The organism is Psychrobacter sp. WY6 (assembly GCF_018448495.1).
Taxonomy (GTDB): domain Bacteria; phylum Pseudomonadota; class Gammaproteobacteria; order Pseudomonadales; family Moraxellaceae; genus Psychrobacter.
On record NZ_CP049902.1, the window covers coordinates 278,734 to 303,074 of the forward strand.

16 protein-coding genes, 1 tRNA gene and 3 pseudogenes are annotated in these 24,341 nt (G+C 43.0%); 2 read left to right on the forward strand and 18 right to left on the reverse strand.

Features of this window, described 5'->3' with window-relative positions; genetic code table 11:
• Nucleotides 1-43: 43 nt before the first annotated feature.
• From rpoB to G7Y90_RS01410, 14 genes and pseudogenes are all read right to left on the reverse strand, one after another.
• Nucleotides 44-4,161 (reverse strand): annotated as a pseudogene (rpoB, locus tag G7Y90_RS01345) (DNA-directed RNA polymerase subunit beta).
• Between the two features lie 787 nt (nt 4,162-4,948).
• On the reverse strand, nt 4,949-5,320 hold the full coding sequence (rplL, locus tag G7Y90_RS01350; protein WP_011514491.1) for a 50S ribosomal protein L7/L12: 372 nt from the start codon (nt 5,318-5,320) through the stop codon (nt 4,949-4,951).
• A gap of 126 nt (nt 5,321-5,446) precedes the next feature.
• The gene (rplJ, locus tag G7Y90_RS01355) at nt 5,447-5,974 is read right to left on the reverse strand and encodes a 50S ribosomal protein L10 (protein WP_045443904.1); all 528 of its coding nucleotides are present in this window, start codon (nt 5,972-5,974) and stop codon (nt 5,447-5,449) included.
• A gap of 446 nt (nt 5,975-6,420) precedes the next feature.
• Entirely contained in the window at nt 6,421-7,119 is a 699-nt protein-coding gene (gene rplA / locus G7Y90_RS01360) for a 50S ribosomal protein L1 (protein ID WP_250163184.1), read from the reverse strand.
• Nucleotides 7,120-7,551: a 50S ribosomal protein L11 gene (gene rplK / locus G7Y90_RS01365; RefSeq protein ID WP_010201717.1), complete on the reverse strand. Its 432-nt coding sequence runs from the start codon at nt 7,549-7,551 to the stop codon at nt 7,120-7,122. It lies immediately after the preceding gene.
• A 91-nt stretch (nt 7,552-7,642) separates the two neighbouring features.
• Entirely contained in the window at nt 7,643-8,173 is a 531-nt protein-coding gene (nusG, locus tag G7Y90_RS01370) for a transcription termination/antitermination protein NusG (RefSeq protein WP_045443893.1), read from the reverse strand.
• Nucleotides 8,174-8,230: 57 nt separating this feature from the next.
• Nucleotides 8,231-8,719: a preprotein translocase subunit SecE gene (gene secE / locus G7Y90_RS01375; RefSeq protein WP_250163185.1), complete on the reverse strand. Its 489-nt coding sequence runs from the start codon at nt 8,717-8,719 to the stop codon at nt 8,231-8,233.
• Between the two features lie 51 nt (nt 8,720-8,770).
• Nucleotides 8,771-8,846 (reverse strand) — tRNA-Trp (locus G7Y90_RS01380).
• 378 nt (nt 8,847-9,224) lie between these two features.
• Nucleotides 9,225-10,415: an elongation factor Tu gene (gene tuf / locus G7Y90_RS01385; protein ID WP_055124836.1), complete on the reverse strand. Its 1,191-nt coding sequence runs from the start codon at nt 10,413-10,415 to the stop codon at nt 9,225-9,227.
• Nucleotides 10,416-10,639: 224 nt separating this feature from the next.
• Nucleotides 10,640-12,766, reverse strand: coding sequence for an elongation factor G (gene fusA, locus G7Y90_RS01390; protein WP_055125899.1), 2,127 nt, complete (start codon nt 12,764-12,766; stop codon nt 10,640-10,642).
• 343 nt (nt 12,767-13,109) lie between these two features.
• Nucleotides 13,110-13,583 (reverse strand): 30S ribosomal protein S7, encoded by a 474-nt coding sequence (gene rpsG, locus G7Y90_RS01395; protein ID WP_021814163.1) that lies wholly within the window; start codon nt 13,581-13,583, stop codon nt 13,110-13,112.
• Nucleotides 13,584-13,789: 206 nt separating this feature from the next.
• Nucleotides 13,790-14,164, reverse strand: a complete 375-nt coding sequence (gene rpsL, locus G7Y90_RS01400) for a 30S ribosomal protein S12 (RefSeq protein WP_011281154.1) — start codon at nt 14,162-14,164, stop codon at nt 13,790-13,792.
• Between the two features lie 454 nt (nt 14,165-14,618).
• Complete coding sequence (locus tag G7Y90_RS01405; RefSeq protein ID WP_250163186.1) at nt 14,619-15,149, reverse strand: hypothetical protein; 531 nt, start codon at nt 15,147-15,149, stop codon at nt 14,619-14,621.
• Nucleotides 15,142-15,810 (reverse strand): hypothetical protein, encoded by a 669-nt coding sequence (locus tag G7Y90_RS01410; RefSeq protein ID WP_250163187.1) that lies wholly within the window; start codon nt 15,808-15,810, stop codon nt 15,142-15,144. Before G7Y90_RS01410 ends, G7Y90_RS01405 begins: the two co-directional genes overlap by 8 nt.
• A gap of 492 nt (nt 15,811-16,302) precedes the next feature.
• Here G7Y90_RS01410 and G7Y90_RS01415 point away from each other — a divergent pair.
• Nucleotides 16,303-17,543, forward strand: a pseudogene (locus G7Y90_RS01415) (beta-ketoacyl synthase N-terminal-like domain-containing protein).
• 104 nt (nt 17,544-17,647) lie between these two features.
• Nucleotides 17,648-19,247, forward strand: a pseudogene (locus G7Y90_RS18785) (anthranilate synthase component I family protein).
• A gap of 123 nt (nt 19,248-19,370) precedes the next feature.
• Here the strand turns inward: G7Y90_RS18785 and hisC are convergent.
• The 4 genes from hisC to murA form a co-directional block, all read right to left on the reverse strand.
• Nucleotides 19,371-20,504, reverse strand: a complete 1,134-nt coding sequence (hisC, locus tag G7Y90_RS01430; protein WP_250163190.1) for a histidinol-phosphate transaminase — start codon at nt 20,502-20,504, stop codon at nt 19,371-19,373.
• A 79-nt stretch (nt 20,505-20,583) separates the two neighbouring features.
• The gene (gene hisD, locus G7Y90_RS01435) at nt 20,584-21,879 is read right to left on the reverse strand and encodes a histidinol dehydrogenase (RefSeq protein WP_250163191.1); all 1,296 of its coding nucleotides are present in this window, start codon (nt 21,877-21,879) and stop codon (nt 20,584-20,586) included.
• Between the two features lie 289 nt (nt 21,880-22,168).
• Nucleotides 22,169-22,864 (reverse strand): ATP phosphoribosyltransferase, encoded by a 696-nt coding sequence (hisG, locus tag G7Y90_RS01440; protein ID WP_045447985.1) that lies wholly within the window; start codon nt 22,862-22,864, stop codon nt 22,169-22,171.
• Nucleotides 22,865-23,010: 146 nt separating this feature from the next.
• The gene (gene murA / locus G7Y90_RS01445; RefSeq protein ID WP_201540651.1) at nt 23,011-24,279 is read right to left on the reverse strand and encodes a UDP-N-acetylglucosamine 1-carboxyvinyltransferase; all 1,269 of its coding nucleotides are present in this window, start codon (nt 24,277-24,279) and stop codon (nt 23,011-23,013) included.
• Between the last annotated feature and the right edge of the window lie 62 nt (nt 24,280-24,341).

Genomic DNA, 24,341 nt, shown 5'->3' on the forward strand with positions numbered 1-24,341 from the left:
AATTGACTGAGACCATGTTAAATATAATCTCAATCAGCCGTGCTTAATGGGTTTGTTTTAACTCAATATTAATACCCAATGATTTGATTCTTTGGTCAGTACGTTAAACGATTCAGGCATACCTGGATCCATATACTGCTCACCATCAACGATGTTTTTGTACATACGCGTACGGCCTTCAACGTCATCCGACTTCACAGTCAGCATCTCTTGTAGCGTATAAGTCGCGCCGTAAGCTTCTAGTGCCCAGACTTCCATCTCACCGAAGCGCTGACCACCAAACTGAGCTTTACCGCCGAGTGGCTGCTGCGTCACTAGTGAGTAAGAACCGGTTGAACGCGCATGCATTTTGTCGTCAACCAAATGGTTAAGTTTGAGCATATACATATAACCAACGGTTACTTTGCGGTCAAACTTCTGACCAGTACGACCATCATACAACGTCTGTTGACCATCGCGATCCATACCAGCAAGCTCTAACAGATCCTTAACTTGGCTTTCTCTTGCGCCGTCAAATACTGCTGTGCCCATTGGTACACCAGCGCGCAAGTTATCTGCTAGCGCCATGATGTCATCATCACTCAAGCTATCAAGATCAACTTGCTCACCGCCGACTTGGTTATAGATTTTGTCTAAGAAGTCACGTAAATCTTTGATCGCTGCTTGCGATTTGAGCATACCATCGATCTTCTCGCCCAAGCCTTTCGCTGCCATACCCAAATGCGTTTCTAGAACCTGACCGATGTTCATACGAGATGGTACACCAAGCGGGTTCAAGACGATGTCAACGGTATTACCATTCTCATCATAAGGCATGTCTTCAACTGGCATAATGCGCGATACCACACCTTTGTTACCATGACGACCCGCCATTTTATCACCAGGCTGAATACGACGCTTAACCGCTAGATATACCTTAACGATTTTTTGTACGCCATGTTGTAAGTCATCACCAGCGGTTAATTTGCGTTTTTTCTCAGCAAACTTCACATCGATGTCTTTTTGCTTATCAACCAAATACTCAGCGATTTGCGTGAGACGCTCAGAGATTTCTTCTTCAACAGGCTGAATATCAAGCAAAGTCTCAAGGCTCATATCTTTCATATCGGCCAATGCCATCACTGTACCGGCTTTTAGACCAGAACCACCGCTGACTTTTTGACCATCTAACAGATTACCGATACGACCACGAGCCGCTTCTTCAAAGATACGTAGCTCTTCTTTTAAATCTTTACGATAGCTATCAAGCTGTGATTTTTCAATGGCACGTGCGCGCGCATCTTTTTCAACGCCGTCACGAGTAAAGACTTGAACGTCAATAACCGTGCCTTTACTTGATGTTGGTACACGTAGTGACGTGTCTTTAACATCGGCCGCTTTTTCACCAAAGATAGCCCGGAGCAATTTCTCTTCTGGCGTTAGTTGCGTTTCACCTTTTGGCGTCACTTTACCAACTAGAATATCACCAGCATCCACTTCAGCACCGATATAAACGATACCTGCCTCATCAAGGCTTGATAGAGCGGCTTCACCAACGTTTGGAATATCCGCAGTGATCTCTTCAGTACCTAGCTTGGTATCACGTGCCACACAAGTCAATTCTTGGATATGAATAGTAGTAAAACGATCTTCTTTAACTACTTTTTCAGATAGCAAGATTGAATCTTCGAAGTTGTAACCATTCCACGGCATAAATGCGATGCGAATGTTCTGACCCAATGCAAGCTCACCAAGATCCGTTGACGGACCATCAGCCAAGATATCGCCTACAGCAATAGCATCGCCTTGGTTAACGATAATACGTTGGTTGATACAAGTATTTTGGTTAGAACGCGTGTATTTAACGAGGTTATAGATATCAATACCAGCTTCACCAGCAATCATCTCATCTTCATTCACACGAACCACAACACGTGAGGCATCAACGTCTTCGATCACACCGCCACGCTTAGCAATAACACAAACGCCAGAGTCACGAGCAACGTGACGCTCCATGCCCGTACCTACTAACGGCTTGTCAGCACGTAGCGTAGGAACTGCCTGACGCTGCATGTTCGAACCCATCAAGGCACGGTTAGCATCATCATGCTCTAGGAATGGAATTAGACCTGCTGCTACCGATACAACCTGACTTGGCGACACATCCATATGCGTCACTTTTTCTGGCGGCATACGCACGAATTCACCATAGCTACGCACACTGACCATTTCATCAGATAACGCGCCTTCTGCGGTTACTGGTGAGTCAGCCTGTGCAATGACCGTACCTACTTCTTCAATCGCTGATAGATACTCAATGACATCCGTTACTTTACCATCAACCACACGGCGATAAGGCGTTTCTAAGAAGCCAAAGCTGTTGGTTTTAGCAAAAGTTGCCAATGAGTTGATAAGACCAATGTTTGGACCTTCAGGAGTCTCAATCGGGCATACGCGGCCATAATGGGTATCATGTACGTCACGTACTTCAAAGCCTGCACGTTCACGGGTCAGACCACCGGGTCCTAGAGCTGAGACACGGCGTTTATGGGTAACTTCAGACAATGGATTGTTCTGATCCATAAACTGCGATAACTGGCTTGAACCAAAGAATTCTTTCACCGCAGCCGCAACAGGCTTCGAGTTAATCAAATCTTGTGGTGACAAGTTATCAGATTCCGCTGAGCTCAGACGCTCTTTGACCGCACGCTCTACACGTACTAGACCAACACGGAATTGGTTTTCTGCCATTTCGCCTACAGAACGAATACGACGGTTACCTAAATGGTCGATATCATCGACTTCGCCGCGACCATTACGAATCTCAATCAATTCTTTTAGGACATTAACGATATCGGCATTGGTCAATACACTACGAGCGCGTTGGATGTCTGGATCATCAGTATTATCAAACTCTAACCCTAAACGACGGTTAAATTTCATACGACCGACATTTGATAAGTCATAACGATCCGCGTTGAAGAACATGCTGTCAAATAGTTTTTCAGCGGTCTCAACCGTTGGTGGCTCACCTGGACGCATGACTTTATAAATTTCAATCAAGGCTTCTTCGCGGCTTGAGGTGCTATCTGCACGTAGCGTATCGGCAATATAACTGCCTTGATCGATATCGTTGGTGAACAAAATGCTGAACTCTTTGATAGACTCGCTGGCTTCAAATGCACTTAATTTAACCAATAACTCATGGTCAATTAGAGTATTCGCTTTAGCGATAACTTCGTCATTCACCACGATATCTTCAGCTAAAATACGCTCATAGAGATACTCATCAGGTATCGCAATCTTCGTCATACCTGCTTCTTCAAGCTGACGAATACGGCGTGCATTAATACGCTTGCCCTGCTCTACGATGACATCACCTTCTGGTGATACGATATCGAACTGAGCCATCTCACCGCGCAAGCGATCAGCAACCAGATCAATCTCGAACTGCTCTTCACCTTTATAAACGGCTACTTTATCAAAGAACAAATCTAAGATTTCAGACGTTGTCAAACCAAGCGCACGTAGAATAATTGAAGCCAATAGCTTACGACGACGGTCAATACGAGCAAAAACTAAGTCTTTGGCGTCAAATTCAAAATCTAACCATGAACCACGGTAAGGGATAATACGGGCGTTATAAAGCACTTTACCACTTGAATGCGACTTACCTTTATCATGATCAAAGAACACACCAGGTGAACGATGTAGCTGAGATACGATAACACGCTCAGTACCATTGATAATAAAAGTACCGTTAGCCGTCATCAACGGCATTTCGCCCATATAGACGCTTTGCTCACGGATATCTTTAATAGCCGCTTTGCTGTCTTTGTCTTTGCTATCTTTGTCTTTGATGATCAGACGGATTTTGACGCGCATCGGCGCAGCAAATGTTGAGCCACGCAAGATACACTCACGCTCATCAAATTCAGGCGTGCCTAAATAATATTCAACGAATTGTAGCTCTGCATTACCAGAGTGACTCTCAATTGGGAAAATAGAGGAATACGCAGCTTGCAAACCAGTATTCTCACGAGCTTTTGGCTTTTTGTGCTCTTGCAAAAATTGCTCGTAAGAATCTACTTGAATAGACAGTAAATAGGGAATGTCCATCACAGTGGGCAATTCAGCAAAACTTTTGCGAATACGCTTTTTTTCAGTATAAGAATATGCCATCGAGAGTCCTTACAGTAAACGTGGAAACAAATTAAAAGCGTGGCCAGCGTGCATAAATACGATACAAACTTGGCGACGTAAACGATAATATAAAACAGGTAATCGTGTTCAGTTGATATCTTTTGTCAATTACTACTTCTGCTATCAGTGCTTACTTAGCACCCTTACTTTCATTTTATGATCGGTATCTAAGTCAGTCTATATGACCACTCAGACGACCAAATTCAATATCACATCATCTAAAACATATTACTTTTTAGGCAAAACTTACTCATAGAGGTAAGAAAAAATGACTCGTTCAAGGGTATTTCTAAGTTATCTGCTATCAAAACTGATTGTATTTAGTCATTTTTCTTTCAAAAAACCGGCTCTTTCAAAACCAACAATTCTATCAAAACTAATATCGTCGCTGATATGTACCGTCTATAAGCCTAACTACTGACAGTAATACTCTGCGAAACGGACAACCTAAACTTAATAGCTTTTCAGAATTAATAATCTAAGGGGTAACTATAACTTTTAGAATCAGTATAAACTATAGTGTTAATGGGAAAGCATGCAGACACAAAAAAATGCCAAACTCTGGACGTTAGCTTAAATTAACTGATTTCAAAAACTGGCATGTGTGCTTGCATGTATATCGTCTGTCCTTTTGATGGGTATCCACCGTGATGTTGCATACGACTGTTGGCAGACACAAAAGGTCAAGCTACGAATTATAGTAAAAAAAAGCTGGCAATGCAAGGCATTACCAGCTTTTTTTGTACAACACTAAGATAAGCGAAGCTTATTTTAGTTCAACAGTTGCACCAGCTTCTTCAAGTTTCTTTTTCAACTCTTCAGCTTCAGCTTTGTTAACGCCTTCTTTGATTGGAGCTGGAGCGCTTTCAACCAAATCTTTCGCTTCTTTCAAGCCAAGACCAGTAGCTTCACGTACGGCTTTAATTACGCCAACTTTCTTCTCGCCAAAGCTGGCAAGAACTACGTCAAACTCGTCTTTTTCTTCAGCAGCAGCAGCAGCAGGGCCAGCAGCAGCAGGTGCAGCAGCAACAGCAGCTGTTACGCCGAATTTTTCTTCCATAGCGCTGATTAATTCAACGATATCCATTACTGACATTTCAGCGATTGCGTTTAACACGTCATCTTTAGATAGTGCCATGAGAACTCTCCGTTATCTGATAAAAATTAATTGATTTTAAAATCGCTTGGATTGCTTGCCAAATTTTCAAATAGTGTTGGCAGTAAAGTGCAATCGGCGATGTCAAAGTTACGTTAAAACAAGCAATTATGCCGCTTCTTTTGCGTCTTTGATTGCTGCTACCGTGCGAACAAGCTTACTAGGAACAGCGTTCATAGTTTGAACAAGCTTGGTAACTGGTGCATTCATAGTAGCCATCAAGATAGAGATTGCTTCGTCGCGAGTTGGTAGCTTCGATACGCGCTCTAGCTCTTCTGGACCATAAACAACACCACCAACTGATACCAATTTGGTCTCTAAAGCTTTGTGATCTTTACTGAACTCGAAAACAACTCGAGCAGCAGATCCCAAATCTTCCATAGAGAAAGCCAAAAGTAATGGACCAGTCATACGGTCTGACATGCTCTCAAACTTAGTGCCTTCAAACGCACGTTTTGCTAGGGTATTTTTTACCACTTTCAAAACGACGCCTTTTTCACGGGCTTGTTCGCGCAGCTTAGTAAGCTTTGCAACACCAATACCATGATATTCGGCAGCTACTGCTGAGTAAGCATTAGCAGCAACTTCAGACACTTCAGCCACAACTTGTTGTTTTTGCTCTAGCGTTAATGCCATAAGTTGACTCCTTTAATCTTATCAATCAGCTGAATATTTAATCATTTAAACCTAAGCTTTTAAGCATTGGCATTCAATAATTAAACGAATCGCTTAGACTGACTTGATACGACACGTTATCAGCATATTTATTAATAATAAATTTACTCATAACGACTGATTACGGCACCGTTATCAGAATGACATCAAGTGATAGATTGAACTATCGGCTCTTATCAACAACTGGGTGGGTCACCGTCTGCGTAGGACAATTGAGATTTTCATCTTTCGTCGATTAACAAAAGCAGCTCGTTGTTATTACTAATGATCCGAAAACAATTAATAAAAACGTAAAACTGCTTTCTACCTACGGTCTTAGACAGCATAGCGTTTGCTACGCTGACCTAATTCTTTAAAATATTTTTGCAGCCTTTATTTAAAATCGTCAAATAAAGGCACATATCTAATTATTTTGCTGTGCGATATGGAACTGGATCAATACTTAGACCAGGACCCATCGTGCTAGACAAGGTAATTTTCTTAATGAAAGTACCTTTAGAAGTAGCAGGCTTAGCACGTCTTAAATCTGCAATCAGTGCTTCAGCATTCTGGATTACTTGCTCAGCAGTAAAACCAACTTGACCGATAGTCGTGTGGATGATACCTGCTTTGTCTACACGATACTGTGCTTGACCGGCTTTAGCGTTAGTAACCGCTTCAGCAACGTTAGGCGTAACCGTACCGACTTTAGGGTTAGGCATTAGACCACGTGGACCTAGGATAGTACCTAGTTGACCAACAACACGCATTGCATCAGGAGCAGCAATAACGATATCAAAGTCCATGTTACCAGCTTTGATTGATTCTGCTAGGTCTTCAAAACCAACGATATCTGCACCAGCTTCTTTGGCGGCTTCAGCAGCACCTTGAGCAAATACAGCAACGCGTTTGGTTTTACCAGTACCAGCAGGTAAGTTAGTAGCGCCACGAACCACTTGATCAGATTTACGCGGGTCAACACCCAAGTTAATCGCAATATCAATTGACTCTTTGAATTTAAGAGGTGGTAAATCGTTTAGGATTTGAACCGCTTCTTCAACTGTATACTGCTTTTCATGTACGATACGGCTTTGAATTTCTTTTTGACGTTTGGTTAGCTTGCTCATTTACACACCCTCCACGGTAATACCCATTGAACGTGCAGTACCAGCGATGGTACGAACAGCAGCATCAAGATCAGCAGCAGTTAAATCTGCATCTTTGGTCTTAACGATGTCTTCTAGTTGTGCACGGTCAACTTTACCGACTTTAGCGGTATTTGGTGTACCAGAACCTTTAGCGATACCAGCAGCCTTACGTAGTAAGTATGCAGCTGGTGGTGACTTCATGATGAAAGTAAAAGACTTATCGCTATATACAGTGATCTCAGTAGGAATCGGTAGACCCGGCTCTTGATTTGAGGTCGCAGCGTTAAATTCTTTACAGAACGCCATGATGTTCACGCCTTTTTGACCCAATGCTGGACCAATCGGTGGTGAAGGATTTGCTTTGCCTGCAGGGACTTGTAGTTTGATGTAACCATCAATCTTCTTAGCCATGATTTTCTCCTAAATGGGTAATAGCGCCAAATCAATGTGGTATAAACCTTATTGACTAACAGCTCCCCGGTTAATGAACTTTTTTGCTGATTTAGTCTAGCTTTTCAACTTTACTAAATTCAAGCTCGACCTGAGTCGGTCGATTAAATACGTTTACGGTTAAATGTAGTTTAGACTTCTCGTAATCCACTTTTTCTACCAACCCTTTAAAGTCAGTAAATGGACCATCGATAACCAACAGCTCTTCGCCCGGCTCAAATAAAGTCTTAGGACGTGGGTCGGTTTCAGTCTGATTCAAACGGTTTAAAATACGATCCGCTTCTACTTGCGTAATTGGCGCTGGTGTTTCAGGTGTGCCACCGATGAAACCCATAATACGTGGGCACTCTTTAACAATGTGCCAAGTATTGTCGTTCATTTCCATCTGGATCAATACATAACCTGGAAAGAACTTACGCTCACTCTTACGCTTTTTGCCGTCTTTCATTTCAACGACTTCTTCAGTAGGAACCAATACGTCACCGAATGATTCAGCGAAGTCACTACGATTAATACGATCAGTTAATGAACGCTGTACTTGCTTTTCATATCCTGAAAACGCTTGGACAATATACCAACGCATATCACGCTCCTGATCATTATAAGTAAATTTTGGGGTAAGACTCACTAATACGTGCGACTAACCAATAAAGATGCCAACGAACCAATTGAAAAAGTTATCTAATAACCAAACCAGAAAACCAACAATGGCAATCATGACAATGACCTGCCAGGTATATTGAAACGTTTCATCCTTACCTGGCCATGTCACTCGGCGCAATTCAACAGCAGCGTCTTTTAATAATATTTTAAAAGCGCGGCCTTGATGCGTTAATGCCAAGCATACTAAGGCGAATACAATAAGGGCAATGATAATACCAATACGTACCCAGATATCATTGGCAGGTTGCCAATAGCCAGGTAAATACTGATTAACTAACGTCGCCCCGATTAATACTGCTGCGGCAAGTAGCCACAGTACCACATCTTTTATTGAGCCTGTCTTAGCCACTTCAACAGCAGTTGTTTGATTGCCCGCTGAGATGTGCTTACCTTTAGACAGCATTCCACCAGCACCCGCCTTGGCATCAGATAACTTAGTCTCGAGGTTATCTTGATCATTGCTCATAAAGAACTCGCTTCGGAGATGGTGAGGTATAACAAAGATGTGATAAGAAGATGGCAGGCGATGTAGGACTCGAACCTACAACCCTCGGTTTTGGAGACCGATGCTCTACCAATTGAGCCAATCGCCTATGGGTGTAAAGGACAGCATTATACAATATTTGATATAAAATGCAAGCCTTTAGCGGTAAAATTATCACTTTACCTAGTTTTACTCTTATTTGAATGTGCTATTGAATCATCATTACTTTAACAAAATGAAGATACAAGCGACTAATAAGAAGCAGCGTTAATATAGCAAGCTCCGCTAAGAATTACAATAGATGGGAAAGTAAATTATAAACGTTATAGATATAACTGGCTAATCATGTTGGCTAAGATAACAAAAGGTTTGATCATACTACCGAAGAATAACCATATTTCCCGATCATTTTATCTAAAAAAAGCCACCCTTAAACAAGGATGGCTTTTTATGACTAACTTACAAGCTCATTACTGAGACTGATAGATTAGTTTAGTACGTTAGCAACAACACCAGCGCCTACCGTACGGCCGCCTTCACGAATAGCGAAGCGAAGACCTTTGTCCATAGCGATTGGGTGGATAAGCTCTACGCCCATCTCAACGTTATCACCAGGCATAACCATTTCAGTACCGTCTTGTAATTGGATTGCACCAGTTACGTCAGTAGTACGGAAGTAGAACTGTGGGCGATAGCCGTTTAGGAATGGTGTATGACGACCACCCTCTTCTTTTGACAGTACATATACTTCAGCGTCAAACTTGGTGTGAGGAGTGATTGAACCTGGCTTAGCTAGTACTTGGCCACGTTGTACGTCTTCACGCTTAGTACCACGTAGTAGTACGCCACAGTTTTCGCCTGCACGACCTTCGTCAAGCAGTTTACGGAACATCTCTACACCAGTACAGGTGGTTTTTTGAGTGTCACGGATACCGACGATTTCGATTTCGTCGCCTACGCGTACGATACCAGATTCAACACGACCTGTTACTACAGTACCACGGCCTGAGATTGAGAATACGTCTTCGATTGGCATTAGGAATGCTTTATCAACGTCACGCTCTGGCTCTGGGATGTAGGTGTCAAGAACGTTAAGAAGTTCTACAACCGCTGGTTGGCCGTATTTTTCTTGTGAGCCTTTTAGGGCTTCAGTGGCTGAACCATGGATGATTGGGGTATCATCACCTGGGAAGTCGTAGTCATTAAGAAGTTCACGAACTTCCATTTCTACGAGTTCTAGCAGTTCTTCGTCATCAACAACATCACATTTGTTCATGAATACGATGATGTACGGTACGCCAACCTGACGTGAAAGCAGGATGTGCTCACGGGTTTGTGGCATTGGGCCGTCAGTTGCTGATACGACTAGGATTGCGCCGTCCATTTGAGCGGCACCAGTGATCATGTTTTTAACATAATCGGCGTGACCTGGGCAATCGACGTGAGCGTAGTGACGTGCTGGGGTGTCATATTCTACGTGTGAGGTGTTGATGGTGATGCCACGTGCTTTTTCTTCTGGTGCTGAGTCAATAGACGCGTAGTCTTTGGCTTCGCCACCAGAGGTGATTGCTGCTACAGTTGCGATGGCAGCTGTTAGGGTTGTTTTACCGTGGTCAACGTGTCCGATTGTACCGACGTTGACGTGTGGCTTTACGCGTTCAAACTTGGCCTTTGCCATGGGTATTTCCTCTTTTTTTGGGGTCAAATGCTAAGCTCGTATAAATACGATAACAAAGACGATCTTGACCACATTAAGATAATTGTTAAAAGGGTACACATACTAATGTGCAGATATTATAAGAAAATCACCGCCAATAACAAGTCTTTTAACCAATTATTGGCGTATTCTTCTATGACAACATAGAGATAATAGCTACATTGTCATATTTAATAGACGATTACTTACTCGTCATCATCTTTATTGTTGAATTTAGAGATGATGTCAGCAGCAACTGATTTTGGAATCTCAGCGTACTTTTGGAATTCCATTGAATAAGTAGCACGGCCTTGTGACATTGAGCGCATTTGTGTGGCATAACCAAACATTTCTGCTAATGGCACTTCGGCACGGATCTGCTTAGTACCGCCAGGTAGGTCTTCCATACCCTGTACCAAACCACGACGACGGTTAAGATCGCCCATGATATCGCCCATATAATCTTCAGGCGTTTCAACTTCAACTTTCATGATTGGCTCAAGTAGCGCTGGATCTGCTGCCATGAAGCCTTTTCTGAATGCCATAGAACCAGCCATCTTAAATGATAGCTCATCCGAATCGACGTCATGATAAGAACCGTCATACAAGGTCGCTTTTACGCCAACCACTGGATAACCAGCAAGTACGCCATTTTTCATGCGTTCTCGGATACCTTTATCAACAGCACCATGGAATTCTTTCGGTACAGTACCACCAACAACTTCTTCAGCGAATTCATATTCAGTATCGCCTGCTGGATCAAGTGGCTCAAGACGTAACCAAACGTGACCGAATTTACCACGACCACCAGTCTGACGTACGAATTTGCCTTCTTGCTCAACCGTGTTACGAATCGTTTCACGATAAGCAACCTGCGGCGCACCGATGTTCGCTTCAACGTTAAACTCACGCTTCATACGATCAACAAGAATCTCTAGATGCAGCTCACCCATACCACTGATGATCGTCTGACCAGACTCTTCGTCAGTATGTACACGGAACGATGGATCTTCTTTCGCCAAACGACCTAAAGCGATTGACATTCTTTCTTGGTCAGCTTTGGTCTTAGGTTCAACCGCTAAGCTGATAACTGGATCTGGGAATTCCATGCGCTCAAGCGTGATAACATTTTGCTCATCACATAGCGTATCACCAGTCGTTACGTCTTTCATGCCGACCAATGCAGCGATATCACCAGTACGGATTTCTTGCAACTCTTCTTGAGAGTTAGCCATCATCTGTACAATACGACCAACGCGCTCACGCTTCATTTTGACTGGGTTATAAACACTGCTGCCTTGCGTTAAAACACCTGAATAAACACGAACGAAGGTTAAGTTACCAACGAATTTGTCATTCATGATTTTAAATGCTAAAGCTGAGAATGGCGCTTCATCTGAAGCTTCACGAGTGCCTTCAGTTTCATCTTTGTCATCAAGGATACCTTTAATAGCAGGTACATCCATTGGTGCTGGAAGATACTGAATAACCGCATCCAACATCTTTTGTACACCTTTGTTCTTAAAGGCAGTACCACAAAGTAATGGAATGATTTGGTTATCAATAGTCAATTGACGAATAGCAACGTTGATCTGCTCTACAGACAACTCGCCATTTTCTAGATACTCATTCATCAATTCTTCTGTTGCTTCAGCCGCATTTTCTACAAGAATCTCACGATACTCTTCTGCTTTTTCTTGTAATTCAGCTGGGATTTCGCGCTCTTCAAACTCCATACCTTGAGATGCTTCATCCCAATAAAGAGCTTTCATCGTAACTAGATCGATAACGCCTTCGAAATCATCTTCTTTACCAATTGGAATAACCAATGGCACAGGATTACCGCCTAGACGAGTTTTGATCTGCTCAATAACACGATAGAAATCAGCGCCAACGCGATCCATTTTGTTTACAAATGCAAGACGTGGAACTTTATATTTATTTGCCTGACGCCATACGGTCTCAGACTGTGGCTGAACGCCGCCTACTGCACAGTAAACCATGCAAGCGCCATCAAGTACACGCATAGAACGTTCAACTTCGATCGTGAAGTCAACGTGACCTGGGGTGTCAATGATGTTGATACGATGTTCGTCAAACTGTTTTGCCATACCTGACCAAAAACAAGTCGTCGCTGCTGAGGTAATAGTAATACCGCGCTCTTGTTCTTGCTCCATCCAGTCCATAGTGGCTGCGCCATCATGTACTTCACCAAGTTTGTGACTAACACCGGTATAAAATAAAACACGCTCAGTAGTGGTTGTCTTACCAGCATCGATGTGCGCTGAGATACCAATGTTGCGATAGCGTTTTAGGGGAGTTTTACGAGCCATAGTGTTTTCCTAGGAAAAGTCGTGTATATAATAATGTATTGTGTCTCTACCTCATACTCTATGACAAAGCGGTCAGCTTCATATTACTTACTGATTATTAAGCCTAATACGGACAAAAAAAGCAAATACTAAGAATAGTGCGGCATCAGATTTGGGATGCTCTCTTGTGACAAGCATACTTAATTAAGAGAGACATCTTGATAGATGTCCGCCATCTCGTTGTTGATAGTCAAAAACTACTTACAACAAGATAAACGATGGCGGCAATCAATAGAATAAATAACAATGTAAGATTAGCTGACTTCAGCCAGCTAATCTAAAGCTACTACTAATAAACAGTAGCTTAGAAGCGGTAATGAGAGAACGCTTTGTTAGCATCTGCCATGCGGTGAACTTCGTCACGCTTTTTCATAGCAGCGCCTTTGCCATCAGCAGCATCATTCAATTCGCCAGCCAAACGCAAAGCCATTGATTTTTCAGAACGCTTAGCAGCAGCTTCAGCTAACCAACGCATAGCCAAGGCAGTACGACGGGAGGGGCGTACTTCCATTGGTACTTGGTAGGTTGCACCACCAACGCGGCGAGCTTTCACTTCTACCATTGGGCGTACATTTTCTAAAACTTCTTCGAAGAAAGATACTGGATCTTCGATTTTACGTTTTTCGCTTACTGTTTCAAGTGCACCGTAAACGATACGCTCAGCAGTAGATTTTTTACCATGACTCATTACATGGTTGATGAATTTTGCAACAGTTTGGCTACCAAACTTAGGATCCGGTAGGATCTCACGGGTAGCAACGACGCGACGTCTTGGCATAATAAATATCCTTTTCTTCAGGAGTGTCTGACATTCACAATCTCGCACCAATTAATATTGGATGGCGTTATATCGAGTTGTCAGTCAGCCTTACTGCACGGCGGTATGTTTTAACAGTGAATTACTAATTTAATAATACTGTCAACACCAGACCCATGCACAGTTAATGTTTGGTATAAAAAAGCTTAGCTAATAACGATTAGTTATTAAACTTTAGGCTTCTTAGCACCATATTTAGAGCGACCTTGCTTACGGTCTTTAACGCCTGCGCAATCTAATGCACCACGAACGGTGTGATAACGTACACCTGGTAGATCTTTTACACGACCACCACGGATAAGAACAACACTGTGCTCTTGTAGGTTATGACCTTCGCCGCCGATATAGCTTGATACTTCATAACCTGAAGTCAAACGTACACGACATACTTTACGCATGGCCGAGTTAGGTTTTTTAGGGGTAGTAGTATATACGCGAGTACATACACCACGACGTTGTGGGCACGCTTCCAACGCAGGAACTTTTGACTTTTCCTTGATGGTTTTGCGACCTTTACGAATCAATTGGTTAGTTGTTGCCATGAGGCATCCTTCTCCCGTTTGGTATAAAACAAAAAATGGGGAAACGCACCATCCATCTGACTTTAACGACAGATTTTGGTACACCCATTTTTAGGACAGTGTATTATAAAGAGTTGTTGCTGCTATTTCAACCACTTATGCGTGATTGCACTTTACAACATTTGATAGATATGCATTCACCCTACTACTATAACACTTTATCTATTTTTAGTTAAAAATCAGCTAAAAAGTAGATTGTCATACAGTATATCGAAAGTAGCGTCACGAACGATTTAAATAAGATGTTTGACTATAAATAAATAGCAATTTATAAGTACTAAATGGCGATATTATCTTGTTTTTCAAGAGAAAGACACTATCGCCAAAATTAGTAGTAGATATCCAGCTCATAATCCTTCTATGATATAAGCTAGCTTAAGACAGAAGGTACTTAAGTCTGATTATTTAGACGCCCTTATTTGCTTTTCTTGTTAGCCGTCTTGTTTGATTTGCTGTCAGAGGATTTGTTCTGACTGCCTTGCTTGTCATTGTTGTCATTGTCGTTTTTCTGCGTTTCTTTCACGATCTTTTCATCAGCTTCTTGATGGTTGTTTTTTTCTTCAGCAGTGTCTTTCTTGCTATCGGTATCCTTGCTTGACTCTTTCTCAACATCTTGCTGCTTGTCATTGTCAGCTGTTTTGTTTACCTTAGCTTCATTACCGCTATCATCAGTGATTGCACGATTGGCAAGTTTGGCTTCTGGGGCAAAAGTCGCTTGAGCCACGCCAATCACTTCATCAATGAGCTGGCTGTTGTAGCGCATACCAACGATAACAGCGGTAACTGGTAAGAATTTGCGTATCCATGTTAAATTGATTTTATCCAAGTCTATACCGACCTGACTGGCAATACTGTCAACTTGTTCTGCATAAAAGTTGACGTTTTTATCCTTTAGACCTAGGTTTTTTAGCTCATTATGTAGACCACTGCTTTGGGCATTATCCAATAAACCTTTGCCGATACCAATACCTGCTAGCAGCTTGTTTTTCTTGCATCTTACTAAGGTCAGCATTTGCTAGCAACTCATAAGCCATCTTGACGCCTTGCTTACCTGTAAGGGGTTTATTGTAGACAGCACCCAACTGATAGACGGTACGTAACGATACCAATAAAAGCCAAAGTGTATCAGCCAGTAAACCAGGAAGCCCAGCCAAACCTGTTAAGCCCCCTATCGTTGCCAATGCACGGTTTTGATTGGCGATATCAGTGGCTAATGCATAACGCTCTTCATCATCTAAGCTTGCGATATTGGCGAAACGATGCTCATTAGGTAAATCAATCTGACTCCAGTTAGAAGCAAGGTTTGCCACTTGTGCAAAAGCGCCATCGACCGTCGACTGAAAAAAACTGTTTGGCACTACTTTTTTGGCATATTTACCATAAGTGGCAAAACGTGGCCCTAACAATTGCTGAGTGGCTTTCAACGTTTGCTCACGGAATAAATCCTGCTGATAGTCTTCATCGCCTAAGTTAACTGCTTTGTATTGACGCGGTTTTCCCGTCTTAGCATTCATGCTATCAATCATAGCGCCCATGCGCTCTAGATTATTGCGAGTAAAAGAGCCAACGGTAGTGATACCTTTAGAGAGAGTGCTACGCTTCGCCATCGTGATGTCCTTAATGTGATGAGTTTTTGTTTTATTGTAAGCGATTTATAATAATAGATGTGCCATTCTAGTCAATCACTATAATCGATGTCAGTGCGAACAATGTTATCGCAATCACAAATTTTGTATCCAAAAGTATCACTTGATGTATGATTGATAACATCTTATAAGTGTCTTCAAGCAAATAGTCTTTTTAGATTGCTTTAGACAGCAAGCGCGATTTTGTCGTTATTTTGCACTTGTACAAAGATTTTGAACGCTCGATAAGTTATCATGTGCCATAACTCACAGTACACTTGTACTTCTATTTATAAGTAGTTATTACTTATAAATAATCAGTTACCAAGCATATAGTCTTACTATAATCATCACAATGATTGTAAAATGAGACTTTAACGCTCAACATACCCTAATATTAAATAATAGAAATACATACTTAAAAACGATTATTAAAAATAATTGTGAAAAATCGTTACTCATAAGGAATAGAATATGCGCCGCGTTGTTATCACTGGAGCAGGGATCGTCTCTTGTATCGGACATGATTTAGCCACGGTCACTGCCGCTTTAAAGCAAGGGCAGTCTGGCATTACATTTAATGAGGCTTATGCTGAGCATGGGTTTAAATCACACGTTAGCGGCAGTATCGACCAGTCGACGCTTGATACCAGTGGTATCGATCGTAAGTTGAAGCGGTTTTTTAGTGATGCCAGTCTATACGCTTATGTCAGTGCTTTAAACGCCATTAAGCAGTCTGGTTTGTCGCTTGAAACCATCAATAATAATCCACGCGTGGGCGTGGTCGCAAGCTCTGGCGGCGCATCGACAGAGAATATTGTCAATGCTATAGATGCCATGCGGGATAAAGGTCTGCGCGGCGTCGGCGCGATGGCTGTGCCAAAAACGATGGGCAGTTCAGTATCAGCGGCATTGGCAACAGGTTTAAAAATCCAAGGTGTCTCCTATTCTTTAACCTCTGCTTGTGCCACCTCAACCCATTGCATCGGTCATGCGGCTGAACTTATTCAGTTAGGCAAAGCAGATGTGATACTCGCGGGTGGTAGTGAAGCGGAACATTGGACACAGTCTTGTATGTTTGATGCCATGGGTGCAGTCAGTACTCAGTATAATGAGACACCGCAGCGCGCCTCAAGAGCTTATGATAAAGATCGTGATGGCTTTGTGATTGCTGCTGGTGGTGCGATGGTCGTGGTTGAAAGTCTAGAGCATGCCCAAGCACATGGTGCCAATATACTGGCTGAAATCGTCGGTTATGGTGCCAGCTCTGATGGCGCTGAAATGGTTGCGCCAAGTGGTGAAGGTGCCGTGCGCTGTATGCAGCAAGCACTGGCCGAAGCTGGTTTGCAAACTGTCGACTATATAAACAGCCACGGTACTAGTACGCCACTTGGTGACATCACTGAGCTTAAAGCCATTGCTAAAGCATTTGGCGATGATATCAGTCAAGTACCTGCGATCAGCTCTACTAAATCTATGACAGGTCATAGCCTTGGTGCCGTTGGTGCGCAAGAGCTAATTTATTGCTTATTGATGCTACAAGAAGGCTTCATTGCGCCCAGTATCAATGTTGATAATTTAGACCCTGCGGCTGAAGGCTTTGATATTGTCACCGAAATGCGTGAAGCCAAGCTTGAGACACTAATGAGCAACAGCTTTGCTTTGGCTTTGGCGGTACTAATGCCACATTAATCATTAAAAAGTTTGACGCCTAACTATGCTCGCAGCACATCCTCTCAAAACTGAGCAGACAATTTCTGACCCATCGCCAGCTACTAAACCTAGCTGGCGTTTTGGTGACCTATCGGCTGCAGAACTTATGCCGCTGCTACAGCAGTATTTGATCGCACAAGACACTAAGGCAAACTGGCAATTAATTTGGCTCAACAATGATGGTCAACCAGTGATTGGCTTATTGCCAAAAGTAAGCTGGTCTGTTTATGATTATGCTGAAAAAACGTCAAATTCTAACGAACAAGCAGCCCTTTATCAAGTCACAAAAACCTGCCGTGACGTCGTTCACAATGATATCACTAGCACTCATATGAGTTATAGCGACTGGCAAGATGAATTAATCAGTTATAGTCAAACTTATGATACTGATAATGAAAACTCAGAATCAGTAAGCGATTTAAATGAAAAACCAAGTTATCATCATGGTCTGATAGGTTTTATTGGTTATGATATTGCGGCTCATGAGCTAAGCCCGGCCGCCAAAATTGAGCGAGCAGCACAGCCTTGTGCCGTATTAGGGCATTATGATATTTACCTAGCACCTGATGGAAATCATGGCAACACAGGTTGGGAATTAACGATAAATGCAATTGCTAACGACTCTGAAAACGACTTTAATAATCAGCAAAAAAATAAAATAATCACGGCACTTGTCTCTTATTTAGATATAGTAGATAAAAAGCTGGCTGATAACTGTCTCAATAAAACGCAACTGACAGCATCACCACTGCCTGCTCCTTTAGTATTAAAATCACGATGGCGCAAACAAGACTATCAACAAGCATTCAATCAAACCCAAAAATATCTACAGCAAGGCGACTGTTATCAAATCAACCTAACCCAAGAATGGCAAGGTTTTTTTGATCATAATCCTAGTGATAATACCACCTTGCCGATGCTGATTGATTTGCCTGCTTTACATCGTAATACCCAAGCACCTTTTGCTGGATACTTAGCGGTTAATCCCTTTAACCGTGAAATCAAAAAATACGTCCCAGCATCCGTTTGAATTATTGAGCTGCTCGCCTGAGTTGTTCTTTACATTTACCAAAGATATCGATACTGGCAAGCACCATATCATCACTAAGCCCATCAAAGGGACCATGCCGCGCAGCACCAATATTCAACAAGACCATGCTTATAAACAGCAACTGACTGATAGTGAAAAGGATCGCGCCGAAAATGTGATGATTGTCGATTTATTGCGTAATGACTTGGGTAAATATGCCAAGATAGGCAGCGTAAAAGTGCCGCAGTTATTCGCGATTGAGAGTTTTAGCAATGTGCACCATATGGTCAGCACCATTACCGCAGAATTACAGACGGACACTCACCCACTCGCCGTTTTGTTTGGTAGTTTGCCTGCTGGCTCGATTACTGGCACCCCAAAAAAGCGGGCGGTTGAAATTATATCTGAGCTAGAAACTGCACCGCGCGGTGCTTATTGTGGCACATTGGGCTATATGAACTTTGATGGCAGTGGTCAATGGAATGTGCTCATTCGTACGCTGCAAGCTAACACTTCATCACATAATGAATTGGATAAAAAAAGACATATTAGCTTATGGGCAGGCGGTGGTATCACTGTCGCCTCTGATTGCGATGCTGAATACCAAGAATGTTTGGATAAAGTCGGTAATCTATTAAGCGTTTTAACTCAAGAAAATATCCACAAATACCCTTAAGATTGTTCTAAAAACGTGACTAGAGAAATTCGTCAAAAAGCCTGCGCAACATGATGTTGGCAGGCTTTTTATCAATACAAGCATCGTGATTCAATTATCAAGATTTAAATCGCGAACCAGATATTAATCAGCAATTATTTCAGCCTCTTTCTGCAACGTCTGTAAAGCATCTATCAAGCGGCTGTTTTGCTCTGCTGTACCGGTAGTGATACGCAAATACTCATTGATGCGTGGCTTGTCAAAATGACGGACGATGATACCTTGCTCACGTAACGCATTCGCTACCGCATTGGCATTACCGTCTTTAGGGCGGGCAAAAACAAAGTTGGCATGCGATGGCAACACATCAAAACCTAACGCTGTCAGCTCTGCTGTGAGAGATTGGCGTAAGTCGATGACTTGCTGGCAGGTCTGAGTAAAATACTCGACATCCAATACACTGGCAGTCGCCCCTACTTGCGCCAGCTTATCCAGTGGATAGCTATTAAAGCTGTTTTTCATACGGGTTAAGGCTTCAATCAATGAGGCATTACCAAAAGCCATACCAACGCGTAATCCAGCAAGCGAACGTGACTTTGAAAAGGTTTGGGTCACAAGAATGTTGTCAAACTCATTGATTAAGCTTACTGCTGAAATTTCTGCATCTGAGCTACCGTCAGCTGCCCGCGCAAAATCAATATAAGCTTCATCAATTACAATCACTGAGTTTGAGTGCTCACTAGCCAGCTTGCGAATATCAGCAAGCGATAATAGCAGTCCAGTTGGGGCATTTGGATTGGCAATGATGATGCCGCTACAAGGCTGGCGATAGGCGTCAGGATCAATACTAAAATCTTCTTCCAAGGCAATTTGTACCAGCTCGATACCAAAGGTCTGCGCATAGACTGGATAGAAACTATAGCTGATATCAGGTGCTAAAACAGGTCGCTCTTTTAGGAAAAAGCTGGCAAATACTAGCGCCAATACTTCATCAGAACCATTGCCAACAAACACTTGGTTGATATCAATATTATAGAGTTGTGCCAATGCGGCACGCAAATCATCAGACTCAGGCGCTGGATATAAACGCAGATCATCCGCTTGCTGCTCTAGGACTTTTGCGATTGCCTCGCCTACTTTTGGTGACGGCGGAAATGGGTTTTCATTGGTATTTAATTTGCATAAATTTTCATGCTGAGGCTGCTCACCAGGAACGTAAGGTGACAAATTACGCGCTTTAGATGACCAAAGTCTGGTGTCTATCTTTAACTCACTCATAAGTTATCCTACTATTAGCCACATAAATTATTAAATATAAATCTCAAAAGTACAATTCAAAAGTAATCATTAAGCCACGTTACTGATAACGATAACGGGCTGAGCGCGCATGGGCTTCTAAGTCCTCACGTTGCGCTAAAATATCTGCGGTCTCAGCCAATGGCTTACTACCGGATTCAGTACAATAAATAATAGAGGATTTCTTTTGGAAATCATAAACACCAAGCGGTGAAGAGAAACGCGCGGTGCCAGAGGTTGGCAACACGTGATTGGGTCCTGCACAGTAGTCACCAATCGCCTCAGGCGTGTGACGTCCCATGAAAATAGCACCTGCATGACGAATATCGTTGAGTAGCGCATCAGGATGATTAACTGACAATTCTAAATGTTCAGGGGCAACCCGATTAATCACCGCCATACCTTCAACGCGGTCTTTGACTAAAATAAGTGCGCCACGATTTTTTAGAGAATCGCGGGCGATATCGGCTTTTGGCAACTCTGCCAGCGCTTTTTCAATTTCAGCCGCTACGTCTGCAAGCTGCTTACTACTTGTCGTGACAAAGATGGCTTGAGCAATGCGGTCATGCTCAGCTTGTGACAATAAATCCATCGCCAGCCAATCAGCACGGTCTTGCGCCTCGCCCTCTGCATAGACCAATACTTCAGAGGGACCAGCGATCATATCAATCCCAACTTGACCAAATACCGCCCGCTTGGCGGCAGCAACATATTTATTACCAGGGCCAGTGATTTTATCCACCGCTGGAATCGTTTCGGTACCATATGCCAAGGCCGCAACCGCTTGCGCACCGCCGATGGTAAAGACACGGTCGACTTGTGCCAAATGCGCAGCTGCCAATACCAATGGATTGAGCACGCCTTTTGGCGCTGGCACCACCATGATGACCTCTTTAACACCAGCCACTTTGGCAGGAATGGCATTCATCAATACAGAAGATGGATAAGAGGCCAAGCCGCCGGGCACATAAATACCAACGCGATCAAGCGGCGTCACTTTTTGACCCAAGCGATTACCAAGCTCATCTTCATACTGCCAAGTCTCTTGTACTTGGCGCTCATGAAAAGTCTGCACACGCGTTGCTGCGGTGGTCAATGCGGATTTCACTGTATCATCAAGATTCGCAAACGCTTCAGCAAGCGCCTCTTTAGACAGCTCTAGCTCTTGCATCGTCGTCGCCGGATGCTGATCGAATTGCTGGGTTAACGCCAGTACGACGCGATCGCCATCATGCCGAACTTGCGCGATGATATCATCAACGGTCTTAAGTAAATCGGCATCATTGACAGTTTCAAAGGCAAGTAACTCTGTCAACTGACTGTCAAAATCGGCATCTTGGGTACTTAGTTGGCGCATGACTTAATCCTATATCTGAGCATAAAAGACTGCTGAAAATTAGCGATGTAAAAATGAGGGGTATTGAGTATTAATAATAATTGTGATGGCTGATATACCAGTTTCTATATATTTAGTTTGTTCAGATTATACTAATCTCATACTTTCTGGCAAGCAAATACAACAAAACCAGTTTAGCACGCTATATCTATCTTATAGCGCTAAACTGGTTTAAAAATTTGTATGACAATGCTTGAGATTACCAATGATTAGTACCATTTGATAAGACATTGATTCATTGGGAATTAATTTATGAAGCGCTGGCAATACTGTTTTTAAAGCTATCTAAAATCGGCTCAAGTAACGCAAATTTACGCTTGTAGCTCACTTGATTGACGATAAGGCGTGAGGACACATCGCAAATATGGTCGCGTGCTTCAAGACCGTTGGCGCGCAACGTATTACCTGTATCAACCACATCGACGATCAAATCACCCAATCCGACCAACGGCGCAAGCTCCATAGAGCCATACAGTTTAATCACATCCACTTGCTGACCTTGGCTGGCAAAGTAAGCGCGGGCAACATTGACGTATTTGGTCGCAATACGTAGGCGACGATTGGGTAGCGGCGCATCTTTCACGCCAGCTGTCATCAACTTACACTGAGCAATTTGCAAATCAAGTAACTCATAGACATGGTTGGCACCATGCTCAAGCAACACATCTTTACCCGCCACCCCAAAGTCAGCCGCGCCATGCTCAACGTAGGTTGGCACATCACTGGCACGCAAAATTAATACACGCACATTGGGGTTTGAGGTTGGAAAAATAAGTTTGCGTGAGGCTTCAGGATCTTCTAATAACTCAACACCAGCTGCGCGTAGCAGTGGCATGGTCTCTTCTAGAATACGACCTTTTGATAAGGCCAGTGTTAAGCCTGAAAACTCATCATTTACTTCATTTAATAAACCATCATTTGGTAGGCTATTGCTTGCTTCAGTCATAATGACATCATGTCCATGTGCAGTTAACACCCCGCTGAAGGGGGCTTTTAGTGGTAGGTTACTAATAGTGCTAGATTACTAAGCTATTCATATCAACGCCAATCGTATCAATCATTGAGGTCATGGATTTGATAAGTAAATCGATACTAGTCATTAGTATTGATACGTTCGATATTGACCCCAAGCGCACGCAGCTTTTCTTCGACATGCTCATAACCACGATCGATATGATAAATGCGGTCGATTAAACTTTCACCTTCAGCAGTTGCCGCTGCCATCACCAATGACATAGACGCACGTAAATCAGTCGCCATCACAGGGGCCGCGGTGAAGTTTTCGACGCCTTTTACTACGGCCGTATGACCATCTACTTGGATAGAAGCGCCTAGACGATTAAGCTCAGGGACATGCATGTAGCGGTTTTCAAAAATGTTTTCGATAAAGGTACTCGTACCATCCGCCAGACACGCAATAGCCATGACCTGCGCTTGCATATCGGTTGGGAAACCTGGATGCGGCTGAGTACGGATATCAACCGCTTTAGGGCGACCTTTCATCTGCGCACGAATCCAACCATCACCAGTGGTAATAATGGCACCCATGTCTTCGAATTTTTCTAACACAGGTGTTAATAATAGCGCAGAGGTGTTTTTAGTCAACACATCGCCACGCGTCATGAGTGCACCAGCAAGGTAAGAGCCTGTTTCGATACGGTCTGGTACGACTGAATACTCACAGCCATGTAAGCGCTCGACACCTTCGATAGTCATGATCGAAGTACCGATACCGCTGATTTTAGCACCCATCGCGACCAACATATTGGCCAAATCAACGACTTCTGGCTCAAGGGCACAGTTACCTAAGACAGTCGTACCTTTGGCAAGTGCGGCTGCCATAATGACGTTTTCAGTACCGCCCACGGTAATCATATCAAAAGAGTAGTTACAGCCAATCAGCTTACCGCCCTTTGGCGCTTGTGCTTTTACGTAGCCATTTTCGACACTAATTTCAGCACCCATCGCTTCAAAGGCTTTTAGGTGTTGGTCAACAGGACGTGAACCAATGGCACAGCCGCCAGGCAATGACACTTCTGCCTCACCAAAACGTGCTAGCAATGGTCCAAGCACTAAAATCGATGCGCGCATGGTTTTTACTAAATCATACGGTGCATAGAAATTATCGATATTCTTGGTATCGCAGGTGACAGTATCGTCCTGCTTTTGGATTTTGATACCCATACCACCGATCAATTCAATCAACGTCCGCACATCTTGTAACGATGGCACATTGTGCAATGTCGTTGGCGTCTCAGCCAATATCATAGCGGCAAGTAACGGCAAAGCAGCATTTTTGGCGCCTGAGATAGTAACTTCCCCTGCGATACGACTACTACCAGTGATTAAAAATTGATCCATAGAAGTGACAACCTAACGATGAGTATTAAAATAGTGAAAATCAGACCAATCACACCCAGCCA